This window comes from Catellatospora vulcania (assembly GCF_009720385.1).
Classification (GTDB): domain Bacteria; phylum Actinomycetota; class Actinomycetes; order Mycobacteriales; family Micromonosporaceae; genus Catellatospora; species Catellatospora vulcania.
This window is the reverse complement of record NZ_ML769304.1, coordinates 25,606-43,052: the sequence shown is the minus strand read 5'-3', so window position 1 is coordinate 43,052 and position 17,447 is coordinate 25,606. Positions and strand designations below refer to the sequence as shown.

20 protein-coding genes are annotated in these 17,447 nt (G+C 70.4%); 8 read left to right on the top strand and 12 right to left on the bottom strand.

The features are described from left to right. Positions 1-24: 24 nt before the first annotated feature. Positions 25-249 carry a hypothetical protein gene (locus F6W97_RS10390; RefSeq protein ID WP_155370022.1) on the bottom strand — a complete coding sequence of 75 codons (225 nt, stop codon included), beginning with the start codon at positions 247-249 and terminating at the stop codon, positions 25-27. Between F6W97_RS10390 and F6W97_RS10385 the strand changes: the two genes are divergently transcribed. After that, positions 240-869 (top strand): TetR/AcrR family transcriptional regulator, encoded by a 630-nt coding sequence (locus F6W97_RS10385; RefSeq protein ID WP_155370021.1) that lies wholly within the window; start codon positions 240-242, stop codon positions 867-869. The genes F6W97_RS10390 and F6W97_RS10385 overlap by 10 nt on opposite strands. Before the next feature lie 46 nt (positions 870-915). On the opposite strand, the gene F6W97_RS10380 is transcribed toward F6W97_RS10385, so the two are convergent. Next, positions 916-1,308: a hypothetical protein gene (locus F6W97_RS10380; protein ID WP_155370020.1), complete on the bottom strand. Its 393-nt coding sequence runs from the start codon at positions 1,306-1,308 to the stop codon at positions 916-918. Positions 1,309-1,587: 279 nt separating this feature from the next. On the opposite strand from F6W97_RS10380, the gene F6W97_RS10375 reads away from it, so the two are divergent. Beyond that, complete coding sequence (locus tag F6W97_RS10375; RefSeq protein ID WP_155370019.1) at positions 1,588-2,007, top strand: hypothetical protein; 420 nt, start codon at positions 1,588-1,590, stop codon at positions 2,005-2,007. A 41-nt stretch (positions 2,008-2,048) separates the two neighbouring features. On the opposite strand, the gene F6W97_RS10370 is transcribed toward F6W97_RS10375, so the two are convergent. From F6W97_RS10370 to F6W97_RS10345, 6 genes are all read right to left on the bottom strand, one after another. After that, the gene (locus tag F6W97_RS10370; protein WP_155370018.1) at positions 2,049-3,146 is read right to left on the bottom strand and encodes a mandelate racemase/muconate lactonizing enzyme family protein; all 1,098 of its coding nucleotides are present in this window, start codon (positions 3,144-3,146) and stop codon (positions 2,049-2,051) included. Positions 3,147-3,202: 56 nt separating this feature from the next. Beyond that, positions 3,203-3,622 (bottom strand): cupin domain-containing protein, encoded by a 420-nt coding sequence (locus F6W97_RS10365; protein ID WP_155370017.1) that lies wholly within the window; start codon positions 3,620-3,622, stop codon positions 3,203-3,205. 121 nt (positions 3,623-3,743) lie between these two features. Further along, positions 3,744-5,531, bottom strand: coding sequence for an amylo-alpha-1,6-glucosidase (locus F6W97_RS40030; protein WP_196279067.1), 1,788 nt, complete (start codon positions 5,529-5,531; stop codon positions 3,744-3,746). Continuing rightward, on the bottom strand, positions 5,525-6,817 hold the full coding sequence (locus tag F6W97_RS10355) for an MGH1-like glycoside hydrolase domain-containing protein (RefSeq protein WP_196279066.1): 1,293 nt from the start codon (positions 6,815-6,817) through the stop codon (positions 5,525-5,527). The genes F6W97_RS40030 and F6W97_RS10355 overlap by 7 nt, the downstream gene beginning before the upstream one ends. Further along, complete coding sequence (locus F6W97_RS10350) at positions 6,814-7,632, bottom strand: sugar phosphate isomerase/epimerase family protein (protein ID WP_155370016.1); 819 nt, start codon at positions 7,630-7,632, stop codon at positions 6,814-6,816. The genes F6W97_RS10355 and F6W97_RS10350 overlap by 4 nt, the downstream gene beginning before the upstream one ends. Next, complete coding sequence (locus tag F6W97_RS10345) at positions 7,632-8,597, bottom strand: zinc-dependent alcohol dehydrogenase (RefSeq protein WP_230686564.1); 966 nt, start codon at positions 8,595-8,597, stop codon at positions 7,632-7,634. Before F6W97_RS10345 ends, F6W97_RS10350 begins: the two co-directional genes overlap by 1 nt. 234 nt (positions 8,598-8,831) lie before the next feature. Between F6W97_RS10345 and F6W97_RS10340 the strand changes: the two genes are divergently transcribed. The 5 genes from F6W97_RS10340 to F6W97_RS10320 are packed head-to-tail and all read left to right on the top strand — an operon-like array spanning position 8,832 to position 14,118. Next, the gene (locus tag F6W97_RS10340) at positions 8,832-10,226 is read left to right on the top strand and encodes an ABC transporter substrate-binding protein (protein WP_155370014.1); all 1,395 of its coding nucleotides are present in this window, start codon (positions 8,832-8,834) and stop codon (positions 10,224-10,226) included. Further along, positions 10,226-11,215 (top strand): carbohydrate ABC transporter permease, encoded by a 990-nt coding sequence (locus F6W97_RS10335; protein WP_155370013.1) that lies wholly within the window; start codon positions 10,226-10,228, stop codon positions 11,213-11,215. The genes F6W97_RS10340 and F6W97_RS10335 overlap by 1 nt, the downstream gene beginning before the upstream one ends. Beyond that, the gene (locus tag F6W97_RS10330; protein WP_155370012.1) at positions 11,212-12,078 is read left to right on the top strand and encodes a carbohydrate ABC transporter permease; all 867 of its coding nucleotides are present in this window, start codon (positions 11,212-11,214) and stop codon (positions 12,076-12,078) included. The genes F6W97_RS10335 and F6W97_RS10330 overlap by 4 nt, the downstream gene beginning before the upstream one ends. After that, a complete protein-coding gene (locus F6W97_RS10325; protein ID WP_155370011.1) occupies positions 12,062-13,261 on the top strand; it encodes an ROK family transcriptional regulator in 1,200 nt (399 codons plus the stop codon). The genes F6W97_RS10330 and F6W97_RS10325 overlap by 17 nt, the downstream gene beginning before the upstream one ends. Next, positions 13,258-14,118 carry a Gfo/Idh/MocA family protein gene (locus tag F6W97_RS10320; protein WP_155370010.1) on the top strand — a complete coding sequence of 287 codons (861 nt, stop codon included), beginning with the start codon at positions 13,258-13,260 and terminating at the stop codon, positions 14,116-14,118. Before F6W97_RS10325 ends, F6W97_RS10320 begins: the two co-directional genes overlap by 4 nt. Positions 14,119-14,430: 312 nt before the next feature. Here the strand turns inward: F6W97_RS10320 and F6W97_RS10315 are convergent, their stop codons facing one another. From F6W97_RS10315 to F6W97_RS10300, 4 genes are all read right to left on the bottom strand, one after another. Continuing rightward, positions 14,431-14,688, bottom strand: a complete 258-nt coding sequence (locus F6W97_RS10315; RefSeq protein WP_155370009.1) for a hypothetical protein — start codon at positions 14,686-14,688, stop codon at positions 14,431-14,433. 93 nt (positions 14,689-14,781) lie between these two features. Beyond that, positions 14,782-15,396, bottom strand: a complete 615-nt coding sequence (locus F6W97_RS10310; RefSeq protein ID WP_196279065.1) for a DUF998 domain-containing protein — start codon at positions 15,394-15,396, stop codon at positions 14,782-14,784. A gap of 13 nt (positions 15,397-15,409) precedes the next feature. Then, positions 15,410-16,219, bottom strand: a complete 810-nt coding sequence (locus F6W97_RS10305; protein ID WP_196279064.1) for an SDR family NAD(P)-dependent oxidoreductase — start codon at positions 16,217-16,219, stop codon at positions 15,410-15,412. Further along, positions 16,216-16,896, bottom strand: a complete 681-nt coding sequence (locus F6W97_RS10300) for a DUF4386 domain-containing protein (protein WP_155370006.1) — start codon at positions 16,894-16,896, stop codon at positions 16,216-16,218. The genes F6W97_RS10305 and F6W97_RS10300 overlap by 4 nt, the downstream gene beginning before the upstream one ends. Before the next feature lie 74 nt (positions 16,897-16,970). Here F6W97_RS10300 and F6W97_RS10295 point away from each other — a divergent pair, with 74 nt between their 5' ends. Continuing rightward, a complete protein-coding gene (locus tag F6W97_RS10295) occupies positions 16,971-17,432 on the top strand; it encodes a MarR family winged helix-turn-helix transcriptional regulator (RefSeq protein WP_155370005.1) in 462 nt (153 codons plus the stop codon). The last annotated feature ends 15 nt before the right edge of the window (positions 17,433-17,447 follow it).

Sequence of the window (17,447 nt, the reverse complement as noted above, 5' to 3'; positions counted from 1 at the left end):
GGTCCCGGCGCGGGCTGCGTAAGTTCAGCTAGGCGTTGAGGCGGTCACGGTGCTCCAGTCCTGCCGCGCTGCCCACTGCGCGAAGGTCGTCGTGGTCAGGCCGTAGGCGGCGGAGTGGTGGGGGCGTGCGGGGTAGCCGACACGGTCATTCCAGACGTCGCCGAACGCTGCGGATGCGCCGTAGCGCTGCGTCAGCTCTTCCAGGGAGATGAAGTCGGTGGTGATCTCGCGGCGCCCCCATGCCCCCACCCGGTGCGCAGCTGCGGCGGCCCCCCGGCGTCTCCGGACCGCCTCGCGACCCCGCCCGGGACGCCCAGATCCTGCGCGCCGCGACGGAGTTGCTCGCCGAGGGCGGTTACCCGGCCTTGACCATGGACAAGGCCGCCGCACGAGCCGGGGTGGGCAAGGCGACCGTGTACCGACGCTGGCCCTCGCGCGCTGAACTCGCCGCGGAAGCCCTCAGCCACGCGGGACTCGCCGACGACGTCGTGCCGGTCGTCCTCGGGAGCGGGCGCCTGCGCGAGGAGCTCCTCGCCACCCTGGCCAGCACCACGGGCAGCCAGAACACCTCCCGGGTCGACCTGGTCTCGGCCCTGCTGGACACAGCCCGGCAGGAGCCGGAGCTGTGCAGCCTCATCCGAAAGCGCTACGTCGACTCGTTGCACCAAGCTCTCGCAGGTGTGCTGGACCACGCGGCGCAGCGTGGCGACCTGCCCCCCCGACGCAACCCTCCGCAGGACGGACGCACGATCGCGGTATCCGCCGCCATCGCCCTTCTAGTCCACTGGGGAGTCGTCCACGATCGCCCAATCAGTGACGATGACATCGCACAGATCGTCGACGGCGTCCTCCTGCCCCTGCTCCGGTAACCCTTAGGACCGGGTCGCCATGACGATGCCCTGACCCCACACCTGGTCACAGGTCCTCGACCCGGGTGCCCCGCCCCACGCCAGTGTTGCGGATTCCGGGGACGGCGGTTCGGTCAGCGGTCAGTTCGATCCTGTATCTATTGCCGATGACGTCAAGGGAGACGTCGTTGTCAGCGATGATGAGCTGAACATTCAGCAGCTCGGAAAGTGTGACCAGACGGCGGTGGATCCGGTGTCCGAGGGCACGGTCGGCTGGAGTGTTGCCGATCGCTTTACGCGGCGAGTCAATGATCAGCAGGCTGGGGTAGTTGTTTGGTCGGTTCGCGGAGTAGGCCAGCAGAGTGAGGTGGTAGGCGACGTTGAGTGCCGTGCTGCCGCCATAAGCCGGCCGCTCGGTCGCCCTCGCGGATCCGCTGACGCAGGTTCTCAGCTTGCACACTGAGCTGCGCGACGGTCTCCATCCTCGGCGACACGGTGGAGGAGGTGGCGGCATCGAACTCTCGATGCAGCTGAGCGAGCTTCTGTGCGGCGAGGATCGCGTGGGCGGCAGCCTGCTCTAAGGCTGTCTGGTCGGCCGCCCCCGCCGCCCTGCTCACCGCCGCATCTGCCGAGCCCGGCCCAGCACCTGCTCGCGCGGCCGCAACTGCGTCTCCACCAGGTAGGCGATCTTGCGCAGGCGGGGGACAACCTCCTGCTGAGCCATGCGCCGATCTGGGCCGTGCGCGGCGCGACCCCGGCCGGCAACCCGGTGTGGATCGACGAGATCCTGTCCGCCGCCGTGGCCTCGACCAGCCTCGGCATCCTCGACCGGCGGATCAACCTGGTCCTGGCCGGGCACATCCACCTGTACCAGATGCTCGCCTTCGACGCGAGCGCCCAGTTCCACCGCCCGCCGGTGGTGACGGTGGGCGCGTCGGGCACCGAGCTGGATCCGCAGACGTGGCAGGACAGCGCCCTGGTCGGCAGGCCCCTCGACGGGGTCGCCATCGGGGAACTCGTCACGGTGGACCAGTTCGGCTACGGCGTCTTGCGCGACACCGGCACGACGTGGAACCTGCGGTTCTTCAACCAGTTCGGCACCCGGGTGCCGGGCACCGACTGCACCCTTGTCGGCACCAGGTTCCCCGACTGCGTGTGACGGCGGCGGTGGCAGTGTGGGTCGGGTGGGGCCGACTCGGGCTAGGTGTTCAGATAGGTGCTGATCACGTCTGGGTCGGGATCGATGCCCAGCCCGGGGCCCTGCGGCACGTCGACCCGACCGCTCTTCAGGGCCAGGTGGTCGCCGTAGATCTGCGCCTCGAGATCGAAGTAGCGCCATTCGATCATCGTGTCGGCCGTTCCCAGGACGGCGACCGTGTGCAGCGCGGCGAGCAGACCGGGCCCGTCGTAGAAGCTGTGGGGCATCACCGGGACGTTGTGGACGGACGCGAGCGTGAAGGCCTTACACAGCTCGGTCACTCCGCCCACCTTGGCGGGGCTCGGCTGGACGTAGGTCACGGCCCCGGCGCCGAGGAGGCGGTCGAACTCGAGGAGGGTGGGCACGTTCTCCCCGGCGGCGATCGGCATGCCCGTGCGGCGCACCTGGGCGAGGCCGCTGTAGTTCTCCGGCGGCCAGACCGGTTCTTCCAGCCACGTGAGCTTGAGCGGCAGCAGTTCCTCGGCCTTCGCGATCGCCTGGTGCACCGTCCAGGCGCAGTTCACGTCGACCATGAGGTCCACGTCGGGTCCGGCTTCCGCGCGGCCGGCGCTGATCATGGGGAGCTGTTTCTCGTGCAGCTTGACGCCAGCAAACCCGGCGTCGACCGCCTGCCGAACGGCGTGGCGGACGAGGTCGGGATCGCCGTACGCGTCCAGGCTCGCGTAGCAGGGCAGGTCTGCCTGGCCGCCGCCCAGCGGCCGGTGGAGCGGGATGCCGGCGGCCTTGCCCGCGATGTCCCACAGGGCGATGTCCACTGCGGACAGGGCGTGGGTCAGTGGCCCGCCGCGTCCGAAGACGTGCAGTTTCTTCTGCACGTCGAGCATGAGCGCGACGATCTGCGAGGGGTCCTGGCCGACGCACATGGGTGCGATGACGTCGTCGATCGCCCGGCGTGTCACCGGAAGGCCGGTGAAGCCGAACGATTCGCCCCAGCCTTCCAGCCCTTGGTCGGTCGTGACCCTGGTCAGCAGGGTGTCCACCGCGTGCAGGCCCTTCGGGCCCCAGGCGGAGGCCGCGGAGGTGGGTCCGGGCTTGAACGGAATGCGCAGCGGGAAGGTTTTGATCTCAGCGATGATCACGTTGACTCCAAACCTGGTCGACTTCACCGGGGCGAAGGCAACAGTCAGGAAGCTCCTCAGGTCTCGCGCGGATCGTTTCGAGGGTCGACGTAATCCAAGGAAATCGGACCGATCGCGGTCACCTGCGTCACATACTGGCCGGATTTCGCCCAGTGGAAGTGGGAGGTTCCGCCCGGCAGCACGATGACGGAGCCCGGCGGGTACGCCTCCAACCTGTCCTCGTCGAACTCGTCGCCTCGGCCGATGTAGAAGACGCCGGAGATGACCGTGTAGACCCGGTCCTCGTGGTGCCGGTGCGGCATCAGCCGCTCACCGGCGGGCAGCTTGACCCGGACCACGTAGGGCTCGGGCTCCGTCGGCTTGCCCACCATGACGGCGAGGCGGGCCGTGGGCGGGAATCCGGGGAACGGCTGCCAGTCGATGTCCTCCTGCAAAACCGATCGGAAGACGTCCTGGTCGACGTGGTGGGTGCTCATCCGTGCTGACCTCCCCGTGCGAGAAATCTATACAAAACAGTCTAACCGCACGTCGTAACGGCACCCTGACCATGAGGACATGTCCGCATGACTGGCATGCGCTAGCGCAGCACAGTCCACGTCAACGCTGAAGGAGCAGCAATGGTGCGGCCGCCGCCCAGGACTGAGGCGAGCATGAGTGCGGGTACGGGATGGGTCGTGGCGCCTGGTCGCGGGGCAGCCCGGACATGACCTCCGGCAGCCGGCCGCCGGTCGCCTGCGCGGCCGCCAGCAGTCCGTCGGCGAGGCGGTCGGCTGCCGCGCGGGCGCCGTAGCGGCGCAGGCCGGCGACCGCGATGGCCGTGTCGTGGGGCCACACGGATCCGTTGTGGTACGACGCCGGGTGGTGACAGGGCTGGCCCGCGGCGAGCGTGCGTACGCCCCAGCCGGAGAAGAAGTCGTCGCCGCCCAGCCTTGCCGCCACGGCCGCGCCGTGTTCGGAGTCGAGGATGCCGGTCCACAGCACGTGCCCCGCGTTGGAGGCCAGCGCGTCGACCTGGCGGCGCTGCCCGTCGAGGGCGAGCGCGACGAACCCGTCGTCGGGCATCCAGAAGTCGGTGAGGAAGTCGGCCTGCAGCTTGTCGGCGCGGGCGTCGAGCGCCGCGGCGTAGTGCGGGTCGGCCCAGACGGTACGGGCGAGGTCGGCGATGCCGCGCAGTGCCGCGTACGCGTATCCCTGCACCTCGGCGGCCGCGATCGGGCCCTGCGCGGGTGTGCCGTCGCGGAAGCAGATGGCGGTGGGTGAGTCCTTCCAGCACTGGTGCACCAGGCCGGGGCCGTCGGTGCGGTAGACGAGGTAGCCGTTCTGGTCGAGGCCGCCGTGGTGCAGCATCCAGTCGACGGCGGCGCGGGCCGGGGCCTCGAGTTCGGCGGCGAGTTCCCGCTGGGCGGCCATCAGCATCAGGAACAGGGGCGTGGAGTCGACGGAGCCGTAGTAGCGGCCGTACGGGATCTGGCCGAAGTGGGCCAGCTCGCCGCTGCGCAGCTCGTGGATGATCTTTCCGGGTTCCTCCAGGTGCGCCGGGTCGATCCGGGTGCCCTGTGTGGCGGCCAGCGCCCGCAGCACGTCACGGGCCAGGCCGGGCAGGTACGGCAGGGCGAACATCGCCGTCAGGGCGCTGTCGCGGCCGAACAGGGTGAGGAACCACGGCACCCCCGCCCCGGGGATGCGCAGGCCGGGCAGCATCGGCAGCTCGACCCGCATCGCGGCGAGATCGCGCAGGCCCTGGGCCACGGCGTTGTCGAGCTCGGCCCGGCCGGTCACCGGCACCGTGGCCGAGGAAGTGAAGGCGGCGTTGTCGGCCGCGGCGCGGGCCTGGATCTGCTCGGCGTCGCCGGGCGGCCGACCGGTGGGCCCGGCGTTGAGGTCCAGGACGGCTTCGCCGTGGCTGGGCACGGTCAGTGCCCACCGCAGCGTTGCGGCGGCGACCTGCGCGGGCAGGTTCGAGGTGATGACGGTCTGCCTGGTCCAGTCACCGCGCCGGTAGCGCAGCGTGGCGCCGTCGGAGGTCAACTCAGCGCCTGGTTTGTCGAAGCTGCGGTCGGTGCGCAGTTCGAACTGGTCGGCGAAGTCCGCGCCGAACTCGTATCCGATCTCCACGGTGCGCGGCTCGGCGTCGTGGTTCACGACGCGCAGCCGCTCGGTGAGCCCGGCGTTGTCGATGGCCTGGGTGCGGAACACCGTGTACGGAGCCGGATGTCCGCGGCGGGCGGGTGGGGCGAGTACGCCGGCGGTGAGCAGCACCGGCGCGACGCCGTCGACGAGCAGCCGCCAATGGCTCAGGTGCCGGATGTCGTCGATGAACAGGCCGTCGGTGGCGTCGCCGCGGTCGTCGGCCAGCCAGAACGTGGTGCCGCTGATGTTCAGCATCGGCTGCCCTCCGGGGACTGTTCGGCCAGTAGGTCGAGGGTGAGCGCGGCGGTCCAGCTGAAGTCGTCGGCGCCGAGGCCGCGGCCGGAGAGGGGGTCGACGTACTCGCGGAAGCCGGCCGTGGCGACGGTGTCGAGCATGCTGTCGCGCAGCCGGTCGGCGTCGCGCAGGTGGCTGTGCTCGCGCAGGCCGCGCCAGATGATCCAGCTGGTGTTGAACCACGATGGTCCGCGCCAGTATCGGGTGCCGGAGTATTCGGCGGCGGTCAGGTCGTAGCTGGGGACCATGGCGACGCGGCCGAGGCCGAAGCGGTCCGAGCGCAGCGTGGCCACGAGCCGGTCGGCGACGGGCAGGCCGGGTACGGCCAGCGGGGCGAGCCCGGCGACGGTGTGGTGGCCGATGGTGTCGCTGCCGACGAGGTCGCGGGCCAGGAAGATGCCGGCCTGGGGGTCCCAGAGCCGGGTCGTCAGGGCGTCGGTGACGGCGGCGGCGCGTTCCAGGTGGGGCTGGGGATCGGCGTCGACCTCCTTGGCGATGGCGGCCATGGCGTGCTCGGCGACGGCGAGCAGGGCGTTGGTGAGCGGGTCCTCGATCGCGAAGCCGAACGCGGCGGCGTCGTCGGCGTAGCCGCGGTCGCGGTAGTCGGCGGCCAGGCGTACGTAGCGGCCGTAGTCGTCGTCGGTGGGCCGCTGGTCGGCGCCGGCGTGGTCGAGGTCGCGGCGGCGGTAGGCGTCGGCCGGCACGGGGGTGATCCGCGCCAGTGGGGCGTCCCAGGCGGGGCTGTTGTCCATCCCGGACTCCCACGGGTGCACGGTCGCGGCCAGGCCGCCGCCGCCGAGGTCGCGGTCGTTGAGCAGGTAGCGGTGCCAGGCTTGCAGGCGCGGGTACAGACGGTCGAGGAAGCTGCGGCGGCGGGCGTGTGCGGGGTCGGCCAGGAACGTCTCCCACGCGGCCAGGGCGTGCACCGGGGGCTGGATGATCCCGGAGGTGGCTACCCGGTCGTGGCGGCGGTGCGGCTGCCAGAAGTCGGGGCCGGGGAAGTACGCGTCGGCGGGGGTGGCCGGGTCGAAGACGATGTGCGGGATGCGCCCGTCGGCCCATTGCGCGCCCAGCAGTGCTTCGAGTTCGAGCTGGGCCCGGTGGGGCGACAGGTGCCGCAGGCCGAGGGCGATGAAGGCGGAGTCCCAGCTCCACTGGTGGGGGTAAAGCCGCGAGGCGGGCACGGTCGACAGGCCGCGTGCGTTGCCGATCAGGACCCGGATCGCGGCGTCGCGCAGGTCGGTCATGCCCCGGCCTGCCCGGTGGTGCTCATCCGGCGCAGGAACGCGGGCACGGAGGCGACGGCCTCGGCGGGCTCGCCGCGCAGCCGCGACTCCAGCGCCAGGTAGTGCGGGTAGCCGTCGGCCTCCAGGACGCCGAGCACAGCAGGCCAGTCGATGTGGCCGGTGCCGGGCTGGAATCGGTTGGACTCGCTGACCTGGACGTGTCCGATGTAGGGCGCGGCGGCGTGTAGGGCCGCGATCGGGTCGTCCTCCTCGATGTTCATGTGGTACGTGTCGGCGCCGACCCGGACGCTGTCGAGGCCGACCTCGCGGATCAGGTCGATGGCTTGGTCCAGCCGGTTGACCATGTGGTCCTCGTAGCGGTTGAGCGGCTCGAGGTAGAAGGTGACGCCTTCGGCGGCGGCGTGCTCGCCGAGCTGGCGCAGACCGTCGAGCAGCACCTGCCGGTCCTCGGCCTCGCTGCGCGGCGGCTCGAACGGGGGCAGCCGGCGGGAGAACATGCCGTACGAGGCCGGGCTCATCGCGCCGAGGCCGCCGAGCTCGCCGATGACCGACAGCTGTGACTTCATCTGGGCGATGGCGTCGGCGCGCAGGTCGGCGTCGAACGCGCCGAAGAAGTGCAGCATCTCGACGCAGACGGTGGGCATCACGACGCCGTCGCGCAGGGCCTGGCGCAGTTCGGGCAGCCGGCCGCGTAGCGCGAAGTCGGCGCGGCCGCGCAGCTCGATGGCGTGGTAGCCGGCGCGCTGGGCGAACTCCCACTTCTGCTGGAGGGTGTCGCCGGGCAGGAGCTGTTCCTGGGCGGAGAGCTTGAGCATCAGAACTCCAGAATGGTCTGCAGGGCGTCGGCGGGACGGTCGTCGAGAAGGCGGTAGATGTCGGGGGCCTGGGCCACGGGGACGGTGTGGGTGATCAGGGCGGCGGGGTCGATCTGGCCTGCGGCGGCCAGGCGTAGGAAGGTGCGGTTGAGCCGGTCCTGGTCCCAGCGCAGCCACATGCCGGGGCGGACGCCGCCGATCTGCGCGGTGACGATCTCGACGCGGTTGTGGTGGAACTCCTCGCCTAGCCGCAGCGCGGTGGCCTCGCCCTGGTAGAAGCCCGCGGCCACGACGCGCCCGGCGGGGGCGACGGTGCGGATCGCCTCGTGCAGGGCGGGGTAGGCGCCGCTGATCTCGATGGCGGTGTCGGCGCCCAGCCCGCCGGTGAGGGCCTTGACCTGCTCACCGACGTCGCCGGTGCGGGCGTCGAGGGCGTGGTGGGCGCCGAACGCGGCGGCCTGCTGAAGCCGGGCGTCGATGGCGTCGACGGCGATGACGGTGGCCCCGCTGAGCACGGCCAGGCGGGTCGCGAGCAGGCCGATGACGCCTTGGCCGAAGACGGCGACCGTCTCGCCGAGGTGCAGGTCCGCGGCGTGTACGGCGGTGAGCGCGACGGCGCCCACGCGGGCGAAGGTCGCGGCCAGCGGGTCGAGCCCGGCGGGGACCTCATGGCCGGCGAGCTTGCCGGCGGGCAGCACGGCTTCGCTGCGGTGGCCCCAGATGCCCCAGACCAGGGTGCCGACCTGCGGCGTGGCGGGGTCGTCGGCGATGTCGGGGGCGACCTCAGTGACCTCGCCTACCTCGGAGTAGCCCCAGCCTGTCAGCGGGTAGGCCAAGGTGTCGGCGCCGTTGCGGAACAGCCGCTGCTCGGGGTCCCACCGGCGGGTCAGGTAGGGGTTGGTGCCGCGGTAGGCGGCCAGTTCGGTGCCGGCGGAGATGCCCGAGAAGCGGGTGCGCACTCTCACGTGTCCGGATTGCAGGGGTTCAGGGGTGTATGACACCACCTCGACGACCCTGGGTGCAGTGAATTGGACTACTTCGGCCATTTCGACCCTCGATCACGATCGACGACGTGCTTGAGCCACAAAAGTAGCCTCCACCGCAAGGATTTGGAAGTGACTTAGGTGTTGTCATTACGCAAAAGTTCTGGTGTCATTGCCAACACGTAACCGAAGTAAGTCCCTCAAGGGAGCTCAATGATGAGAAAGCGTTACGGCGTGCGAGGGCTCGCCGCGCTGGGCCTCACCGCCGCGATGGCCGGCGGACTCCTCACCGCGTGCGGCACCGAGCAGGACCCGGCAGCCGCGAACGAACTCACCGTCTGGAGTCTGGAGAACCAGACCGACCGCGTCGCCGCCACCCAGGCGATCGCCGACCGGTTCACCCAGCAGACCGGCATCAAGGTCAAGATCGTCGGCATCGACGAGAACCAGTTCAGCCAGCTCATCACCTCCGCCGCGGCCGCGGGCAAGCTCCCCGACGCCGTCGGCGCGCTCTCGCTGCCGGCCGTCTGGCAGATGGCCGGCAACCAGCTCGTCGACACCGCCGCCACCAAGGCCGTCGTCGACGAACTCGGCGCCGACACCTTCTCCGCCCGCGCCCTCGAGCTCACCCGCCGCGGCAACGACCAGCTGGCCGTGCCCTCCGAGGGCTGGGCCCAGCTGCTGGTATACCGCAAAGACCTGTTCGACAAGGCCGGCCTGGCCGCACCCACCACCTTCGCGGACATCGAGAAGGCCGCCAGCACCCTCAACAAGCCGGGCATGGCCGGCATCACGATGGCCACCGTGCCCAACGACGCCTTCACCGCGCAGACCTTCGAGAACTTTGCTCTCGGCAACGGCTGCGAGCTCGTCGACGGCGCGAACGTCACGCTCGACAGCCCCAAGTGCGCCGACACCTTCTCCTTCTACGGGGACCTCGTGCGCAAGTACTCCGTGCCCGGGGCGCAGGACGTCGACTCCACCCGTGCCACCTATTTCGCCGGCAAGGCCGCGATGATGGTCTGGTCGTCGTTCATCCTCGACGAGATGGCCGGCCTGCGAAACGACGCCAAGCCCAACTGCCCGCAGTGCGCGGCCGACCCGGCGTTCCTGGCCAAGAACTCGGGCATCGTCAGCGCCATCGCCGGCCCCGCCGGAAGCCCGGCGTCGTTCGGCGAGTTCGGGAACTGGGCGCTGACCCCCGGCCCGAAGGTCGACGCCGCCAAGAAGTTCGTCACCTACATGCTGGGCGACGGCTACACCGACTGGCTGGGCGTCGCCCCCGAAGGCAAGTTCCCCGCGCGCAAGGGCGACAAGACCAGCGCCTCCCGGTTCGTAGACGCCTGGGGCAAACTGCCCGCCGGCGTGGACACCAAAAAGCCCCTCGGCGAGATCTACCCTGCCGAGACCGTCGCCGTCCTGCGCGACAGCATCGACAGCTTCGACCGCTGGGGCATCACCCAGGGCCAGGGCGCGCTCGTCGGCGCCACCCTGTCCGAGCTGCCGGTGGCCAAGGCGGTGAACGAGGTGACCGGCGGGCAGGTCGACGGCCCCGCCGCCGCCAAGCAGGCAGCCGACCGGGTGCGCGCCATCCAGAAGTCGCTGAACTGATGTCAGCCGTCACAGCAAGGTCGGCGGCGCCCGCCTCGGAGCGCCGCCGGCCGCTGACCCTCAAGCAGCGCGAGAACCGCACCGGGCTGGGATTCCTCAGCCCGACCCTGATCGTCGTGCTGGCGGTCGTGGTGGTGCCGATCCTGTGGACGATCCTGCTGTCGTTCCAGGAGATCCGCCTCATCAACGTGCGCTCCGCAGGCGTGTTCGGCAACTACACCCTCGAGAACTTCACCACCGTGTTCACCTCCCCGGGCTTCTGGGGATCGCTGCTCACGACGATCGTCTACACGGTCGGGGCCACCACGCTGTCCATCAGCATCGGCCTGGCCGCGGCGCTGGCACTGCGGGCACCGTTCCGCGGCCGGGCACTGGTACGCGGCGCGATGCTGCTGCCCTACATCGCACCCGTCGTCGCGGTCAGCTTCGTCTGGGAGGTCATGCTCAGCCCCCAGTTCGGCATCGTCAACACGTTCGGCACCAACGTGCTGGGCTGGGACGCGCCGATCGCGTTCCTCAGCCAGCGTGAAAGCACGGTGCACCTGTTCGGCCTGGAGCTGCCCGTCCCGGTGGCGCTGCTGACGGTGATCGCGTTCGAGGGCTGGCGCTACTTCCCGTTCGCGTTCCTGTTCATCATGGCCCGGCTGCAGGGCGTGTCACGCGACGTCGAGGAGGCCTCGCTGGTCGACGGAGCCACCCTCACCCAGCGTTTCCGCCACGTGCTGCTGCCGCAGCTGATGCCCGTCATCGCGCTGCTGTCCGTGCTGCGGTTCATCCTCACCTTCAACAAGTTCGACGACATCTACCTGCTCACCGGCGGAGGCGCCGGAACCGACGTCATCAGTGTCCGGGTGTACGACTTCCTCACCTCGCGCTTCGACATCGGCGCCGCGTCCGCGCAGGCACTCATCCTCGCCGTGTTCCTCATCATCGGCGTCGGCGTCTACCTGCGGTTCTTCGCACCCAAGGCCGAGGAGGGCACCCTGTGAACCGCGACCTCGTGGAAAGAAAGATCTTCGGCACGCTGCGCTGGCTCGTGATCGGCGTGCTGGTCGTGGTCACCGTGCTGCCGTTCTACTACATGGTCCTGCTGTCGCTGCGGCCCATCGACAAGCTGCTGCAGGACCCGGGGGACCTGGGAATCTCGGCCGGTGAGCTCACCTGGTCGACGTACGGCGACGTATTGACCTCCGTCGCCGACGGGGGACAGGGCTTCCTCAGCCTGCTGACCAACTCCGGGCTGGTCGCGCTCGCCACCGTCGCGATCACCCTGATCCTCGCCGTCCCCGGCTCGTACGCCATCGGCAGGCTGCGCTTCTTCGGCCGCAAGCAGATGCACTTCCTGTTCCTGGCCGTGTACCTGTTCCCGTCGATCCTGCTGGCGATCCCGCTGTTCGTGTTCTTCACGCGTGCCGGGCTGCGCGGCTCGCTGGTCGGCCTCACCATCGTGTACGTGGCGCAAGCCGTCCCGGTCTCGGTGTACATGCTGCGCAACTACCTCGCGTCGCTGCCGGCCTCGATCGAGGAGGCCGCCGCGATCGACGGGTGCAACCGCCTGCAGACGGTGTGGCGCGTCATCATCCCGCTGGCCGCGCCCGCGCTCATGGCCAACGCCCTCTACATCTTCATGATCGCCTGGAACGAGTTCCTGTTCGCGCTGCTGTTCCTCGTCGAGAACCGACCCTCGTGGACGGTGTCGCTGGGCCTGGCCCAGCTGGCCGGCGGCATCGAGGTTCCCAAGACCACCCTGATGGCCGCCTCGGTGATCCTGACGATCCCGATCGTCTTGATATTCTTCGCTGCCGAGAAGATGCTCACGGAAGGACTGACCAGCGGTGCCGACAAGGGATGAAGCCGTTGCTGCGTCGACCGGGGCGTACCACACACCCGGCCACCTGCTGACGCTCATCCGCAACGGCACCGTACGCACCCGCCGCGAGATCCAGGACTTCACCGGCCTGTCCCGGGCCACCGTCGCACAGCGCATCGAGCAGCTGCTGCGCGGCGGCTACCTCGACGAGACCGCCACCGCCGCGTCCACCGGCGGCAGGCCGGCCGTGCTGCTCCGCTTCAACGAACGGCACGGCTACATCCTGGCCGCCGACCTCGGCGCCACCCGCGGCCGGTTCGCGCTGCTCGACCTGGCCGGCCGGGTGCTCGCCGAACAGGCCTGCGACCTGACGATCGGCTCCGGGCCGCAGCTCGTCCTCGACTGCTGCGAACGGATCTTCGCCGAACTGCTCGACCAGGCCGCAGTCAGCCGCGACGTGGTGTGCGGAGTCGGCCTGGGCGTGCCCGGTCCCGTGGAGCACGAGGCCGGGCTGGTGCGCCAGCCGCCGATCATGCCGGGCTGGGACGGCTTCCCGATCGCCGACCATCTGACGCAGCGCTGGCAGGTGCCCGTGCTCGTCGACAACGACGCCAACCTGATGGCCCTGGGCGAGCACAACGCCCACTATCCCGGCTCCCCGGCCACCCTGCTGGTCAAGGTGTCCACCGGCATCGGCGCAGGCGTCGTCATCAACGGCCGCGTCTACCGCGGCATCGACGGCGGCGCCGGCGACATCGGCCACGTCCGGCTCCACGGCCATGACGACGCCCGCTGCATGTGCGGCGCATTCGGCTGCCTGGCCGCGGTGGCCAGCGGCGGCGCCATCGCCGCGGCGATGACCCGGGCCGGAGTGCCCACCGACGGCAGCCGCGGCCTCGTCGCACACCTGAACGCCGGACAGCCCGACGCCGTACGCCTGACCCGCATCGCCGGCCAGCTGCTCGGCGAGGTGCTGGCCACCGTGGTGTGCCTGCTCAACCCACAGGCCGTTGTCATCGCCGGCGACCTCGCCGACACCCACTTCGTCGCCGGCGTACGCGAGGAGCTCTACCGCCGGGCCCTGCCGCGCGCCACCCGGCACCTGACCGTCACCACCTCCCGCCTGCGGGAGCAGGCCGGGTTGCACGGCGCGCACGCCATGGTCATGGACCACGTCTACAGCGCCGCCGCGGTGGACACCCGCCTCGGGGCGGTCGCCGCATGAGCGCCCCCGTCACCATCGGCCTCGTCGGCGCCGGCCCCTGGGCCAGGGCCATGCACGCCCCGGTCTTCGCCGCCGGACCCGAAACGGCACTCACCGCGGTGTGGGCGCGCCGACCGGAGGCCGCCGCACCTCTGGCCGAGCAGTACGGTGCCGCGCTCTGCACCGACTTCGACGAGCTGCTCGACCGCTGCGAGGCGGTCGCCTTCGCCGTCCCGCCGGACGTGCAGGCTGACCTCGCCGTGCGCGCCGCGCGGGCCGGCAAGGCGCTGTTCCTCGACAAGCCCCTGGCCCTGGATCTGCCCGCCGCCCGGCGGCTCGTCGACGCCGTCGAGGACGCCGGCGTCCCCACGCAGATGATGCTCGGCCGCCGCTACCACGCCACGGTCCGGACGTTCCTCGACGAGGTACGCGCCGTCGACGCCATCGGCGCCCGCTCGAGCCTGATCTCAGGTTCGCTGCTGGGCGGCGATTTCGCCACCCCGTGGCGGCTCGCCCAGGGAGCCCTCTACGACCTCGCCCCGCACCTGCTGGACCTGCTCGACGCCGCGCTCGGCCCCATCATCGACCTCAGCGCGCGCGGCGACAGCCGCACCTGGATCGAGATCAGCTGCACCCACGCCAACGGTGCCATCAGCCAGGCGTCGCTGTCCGGCGCCGTCGGCGTGCCAGGCGGGCGACGCGAACTGAGCGTGTACTCGCGCGACGGGGCCTGGGAACTGCCCAGGGACATCCACTACCCCGACGCGTTCGCGACCGTCCGGGCCGAGTTCGCGACCGTGGTGCGGACCTGGCGCTCCCATGAACTCGACGCCCAACGCGGCCTGTACCTGCAGCAACTGCTGTCAGCGCTGGAATAGGGCGACCGCCCGAATCACCAGGGTTAAGGCATCCTCCCGCGTTCAACGCCGCACTTGCTTACGTGTCGGTCGGCGCCTCAGCCATACGCCTGCCGCCGCGCCGAGTGCGGTCATCTATGGATGCGCAAGGAGGATGTCGTGCCCACGAAGATCACGTTGATGACCTGCCCGACTACACCCGAGGTGAGCTGGACGACATCACAGAGGCCGATGCTGTACCTCGACAGCAGGGTGATCTGACCTTGGCAGACATTGACGCCTCCGTCATCGTAGGGTGATAGGCGGCCCGTGCGCCGACCGCCACACCGGCGATCATCGAGGCGGTTCGCCACCTCGGCTCTCCCGGCCCGACCGTACCGCCGCGTGCAGCATCATCTCGACCCGGACGGCGATGTACACGAGGAAGATGGCGAACGCGATCGCTCCGACCCGGAACAGCGGATCGTCATCGGGCAGGCCCCAGCCGACGACCGTCCACGCCAGGATGGTCGCCACCAGCAGCCATACGAGCACTCGCCACAGGACCGACATGGCGAGTGCCTGTGGGCCGTTCTTCCGGGGTGAATGCATGACCATCAGGATTGCGCTGTGAGGCCGCCGACGGTAGAGCGCCGATCGCTGCGCTGTTCGTCGGCGGCCTCTGCGCCAGGTGTCGGCGCTGCGCTACCGGGTTTTGAGGCGGTGGCGCAGCCACCACGCGGTTATGCCGTACCAGGAGAACGCGACGATCGCGAGGATCCGGTTGATGAGGCCGCCGACGCCGGCGCGTTCCAGTGGCGACGCCGGGTTCAACGCGACGAAGGTGAAGACGAACATCGCCACTGCCGCGATGGCGCTCCACGTCGAGTAGCGGGCCAGGCCCCGGCCGCCCGGGATGCGTCGGAACGCCCGGCCGCCGTGGAACGCGGCGGCTATGGCCGCGGCCAGCACGATGAGGAATCCGAGGAGGAAGTGCAGCAGCCCGGTCGCTGGCGTGGCTGGGAAGACGACCGCGCCGACCAGGCCGAGGCTGGCACAGGCGATGAGGACGGCGCCGGTCGTCGCGCTGCGGCCGAGGTCCTGGGTGAGGGCGCGTCGGTAGCCGACCGCGTACCCGATGAGCAGGGTGGCGAAGAGCAGGAAGTTGGCGTTCTGCAGCCACGCGTTGTGTCCGACGCCGAGATCGCTGACCGCGCTGCGCATCGCCGAGTATCCGGGGCGGACTAGGCCGGCGACGGTGAACCCGACGACGAATACGACCGGTGCGGCCACGCCGGCGGCGAGTAAGACGCGGGTCATTTCCACGGTGGGCCTACGCATCGCTTCTCCGCCCCGTAGCCGCGGCGAGGTCCCAGGCGCGATCCTGGAGGCTGATGTCGCGTAGGCGAGCCGGCAGCGTGGTGAGGTTCCCGTCGTAGTACCCACCGGTGTCCGTGGGCCGCAGCGCCAGGTCCGCAGGTTGGCGAGCTGCCTTCTCCGGGCTGGCCAGGCGCTGTACGGCGCGGACGATCGGCCAGATGCGACGCCACGCCGGGATGGTCTTGGGCGTGAGTGCGGCGACCCCGGGGGTCCACGCCATGCCCGGGTTCACCGCGTTGACGTGACAGCTCCCGGCCAACTGCCGGGCCAGGCTCAGCGTCGCCAGGAGCGCGAGTTGCTTGGCCCGAGCGTACGCGGCGAGCGCCCGGTGTGGTGTGGGCTCGACGAACGGGTCGCCGGTGTGCATGGTCAACGCACTGGAGACGATCTGGACGATCCGGCTGCCGGTGGCGAGGGTGGGCATAAGGGTGCTGGTCAGGGCGACCGGCCCGAGATAGTTCAGCGCCAACGTCGCCTCGTGTCCCTCGTCGGTCACGATGCGATCCGGGCCGGGGATGCCGCCCACGTTGTTGACGAGGATGTCCAGGGTCGCGGCCTGATCGGCCAACCATGCCGCGAGGCGAAGGTTGTCCGCGACGCTGACATGGTCGGTGGCGATGAACGTCGCGCCGAGCGCGTCGGCGACGGCCGCTCCTCGGGCGGGATCGCGTCCGGTGATGTAGACGGTCGCGCCGGCCGTGCGCAGCTTGCCCGCGATCTGCGCACCGATGCCGGCGGTGCCGCCTGTGACAAGGGCGATCACGCGACACCGGCCATGGCGGTCGCGCGTCCGAGGCGGGCCGGACGGTGGGCGGGGAGAAGCAGGCTCACCAGGATCAGCCAGACCAGACCGCCGAAGCGTGCGATCGGCAGCGTCGGCGCCGCGTCCAGGGTCAGCAGGACCGCGGTGGAGAGTTCGGCGGCGAGGGCGAGTACCAGACCGAAGATCGCGAGCGGTCGGCGTATGCCGAGTAGCAGCATGGGCACGCTGACGCCGGCGATGAGCAGACCGAAGAACATGACGTAGCCGGGACCGCCGGTCGCGAAGGCGAGGTCACGCTGCAGGCCGGCCACCGCCGTGGCACCGGGGTCGTCGCCGAGGCCCGCGCCGGCCCAGCCGACGAGCCCGCACAGCGCGGTCATCGCACTGGCGAGCGTCCCGCCGATCAGGGCGATCGTCGAGCCCGGCGCGGTGGAGCCGAGGGCTCGCATGCGCTGGTAGACCGTTGCGGTCCAGATTGCCAGCGGCACGGCGGCTGCGACGGTGAGGAAGGCGGCCAACCGGGCCTGTGCGGCGTGCTCGCCGAGGTACGCCAGCACGGCCGCAGCGGATGCGTCCGGCCGGGGCGTGTTCGTGCTGAGCGCGATCGCGGCGATGGTGAGGCCGGCGAAGGCCGAGGCGGGAATGATCGGCGGCGGGCCGGGAGGTGGTGTTGTCATGACGCTCTCGAAATCGTGTACATGCTTATACGATACACACTTGTATACGATCGTCAACGTGTTACGGTTTGGTCATGCAACCGGACGGCCGTGGCAGCGTGGCATTCCTGCTCGCCCAGCTCGGGGCGCATGCTGCAGCGCTCTTCACGGAACGGGTGGCGGTGCTGAACCTCACGCCGGCACAGGCCGGCCTGCTGCGGTTGATCACCGTCATGCCGGGCCGCAGCCAGCAGACCTACGCCGAGCGGCTCGGCGTACCCCCCAGCCGGTTCGTGAACCTGGTGGACGAACTGGAGTCGCGTGATCTGGTCGAACGACGCCGCGGCGAACCCGATCGGCGCTCCTACGCCCTGCACCTGACCACGCAGGGTCAGGCCGCCATGCGCGACATCGGCGCCCTCGGCCGGGCGCACGAGGACGACCTGTGCACCGATCTCACGGCCGACGAACGCCAGACCCTACGCGAACTGCTCGCCCGGATCGCGGAGCAGCAGGGCCTGCTCCCGGGGGTCCATCCGGGCTACCGCCGAGGGTAGCGGCGCTCAGTCCTT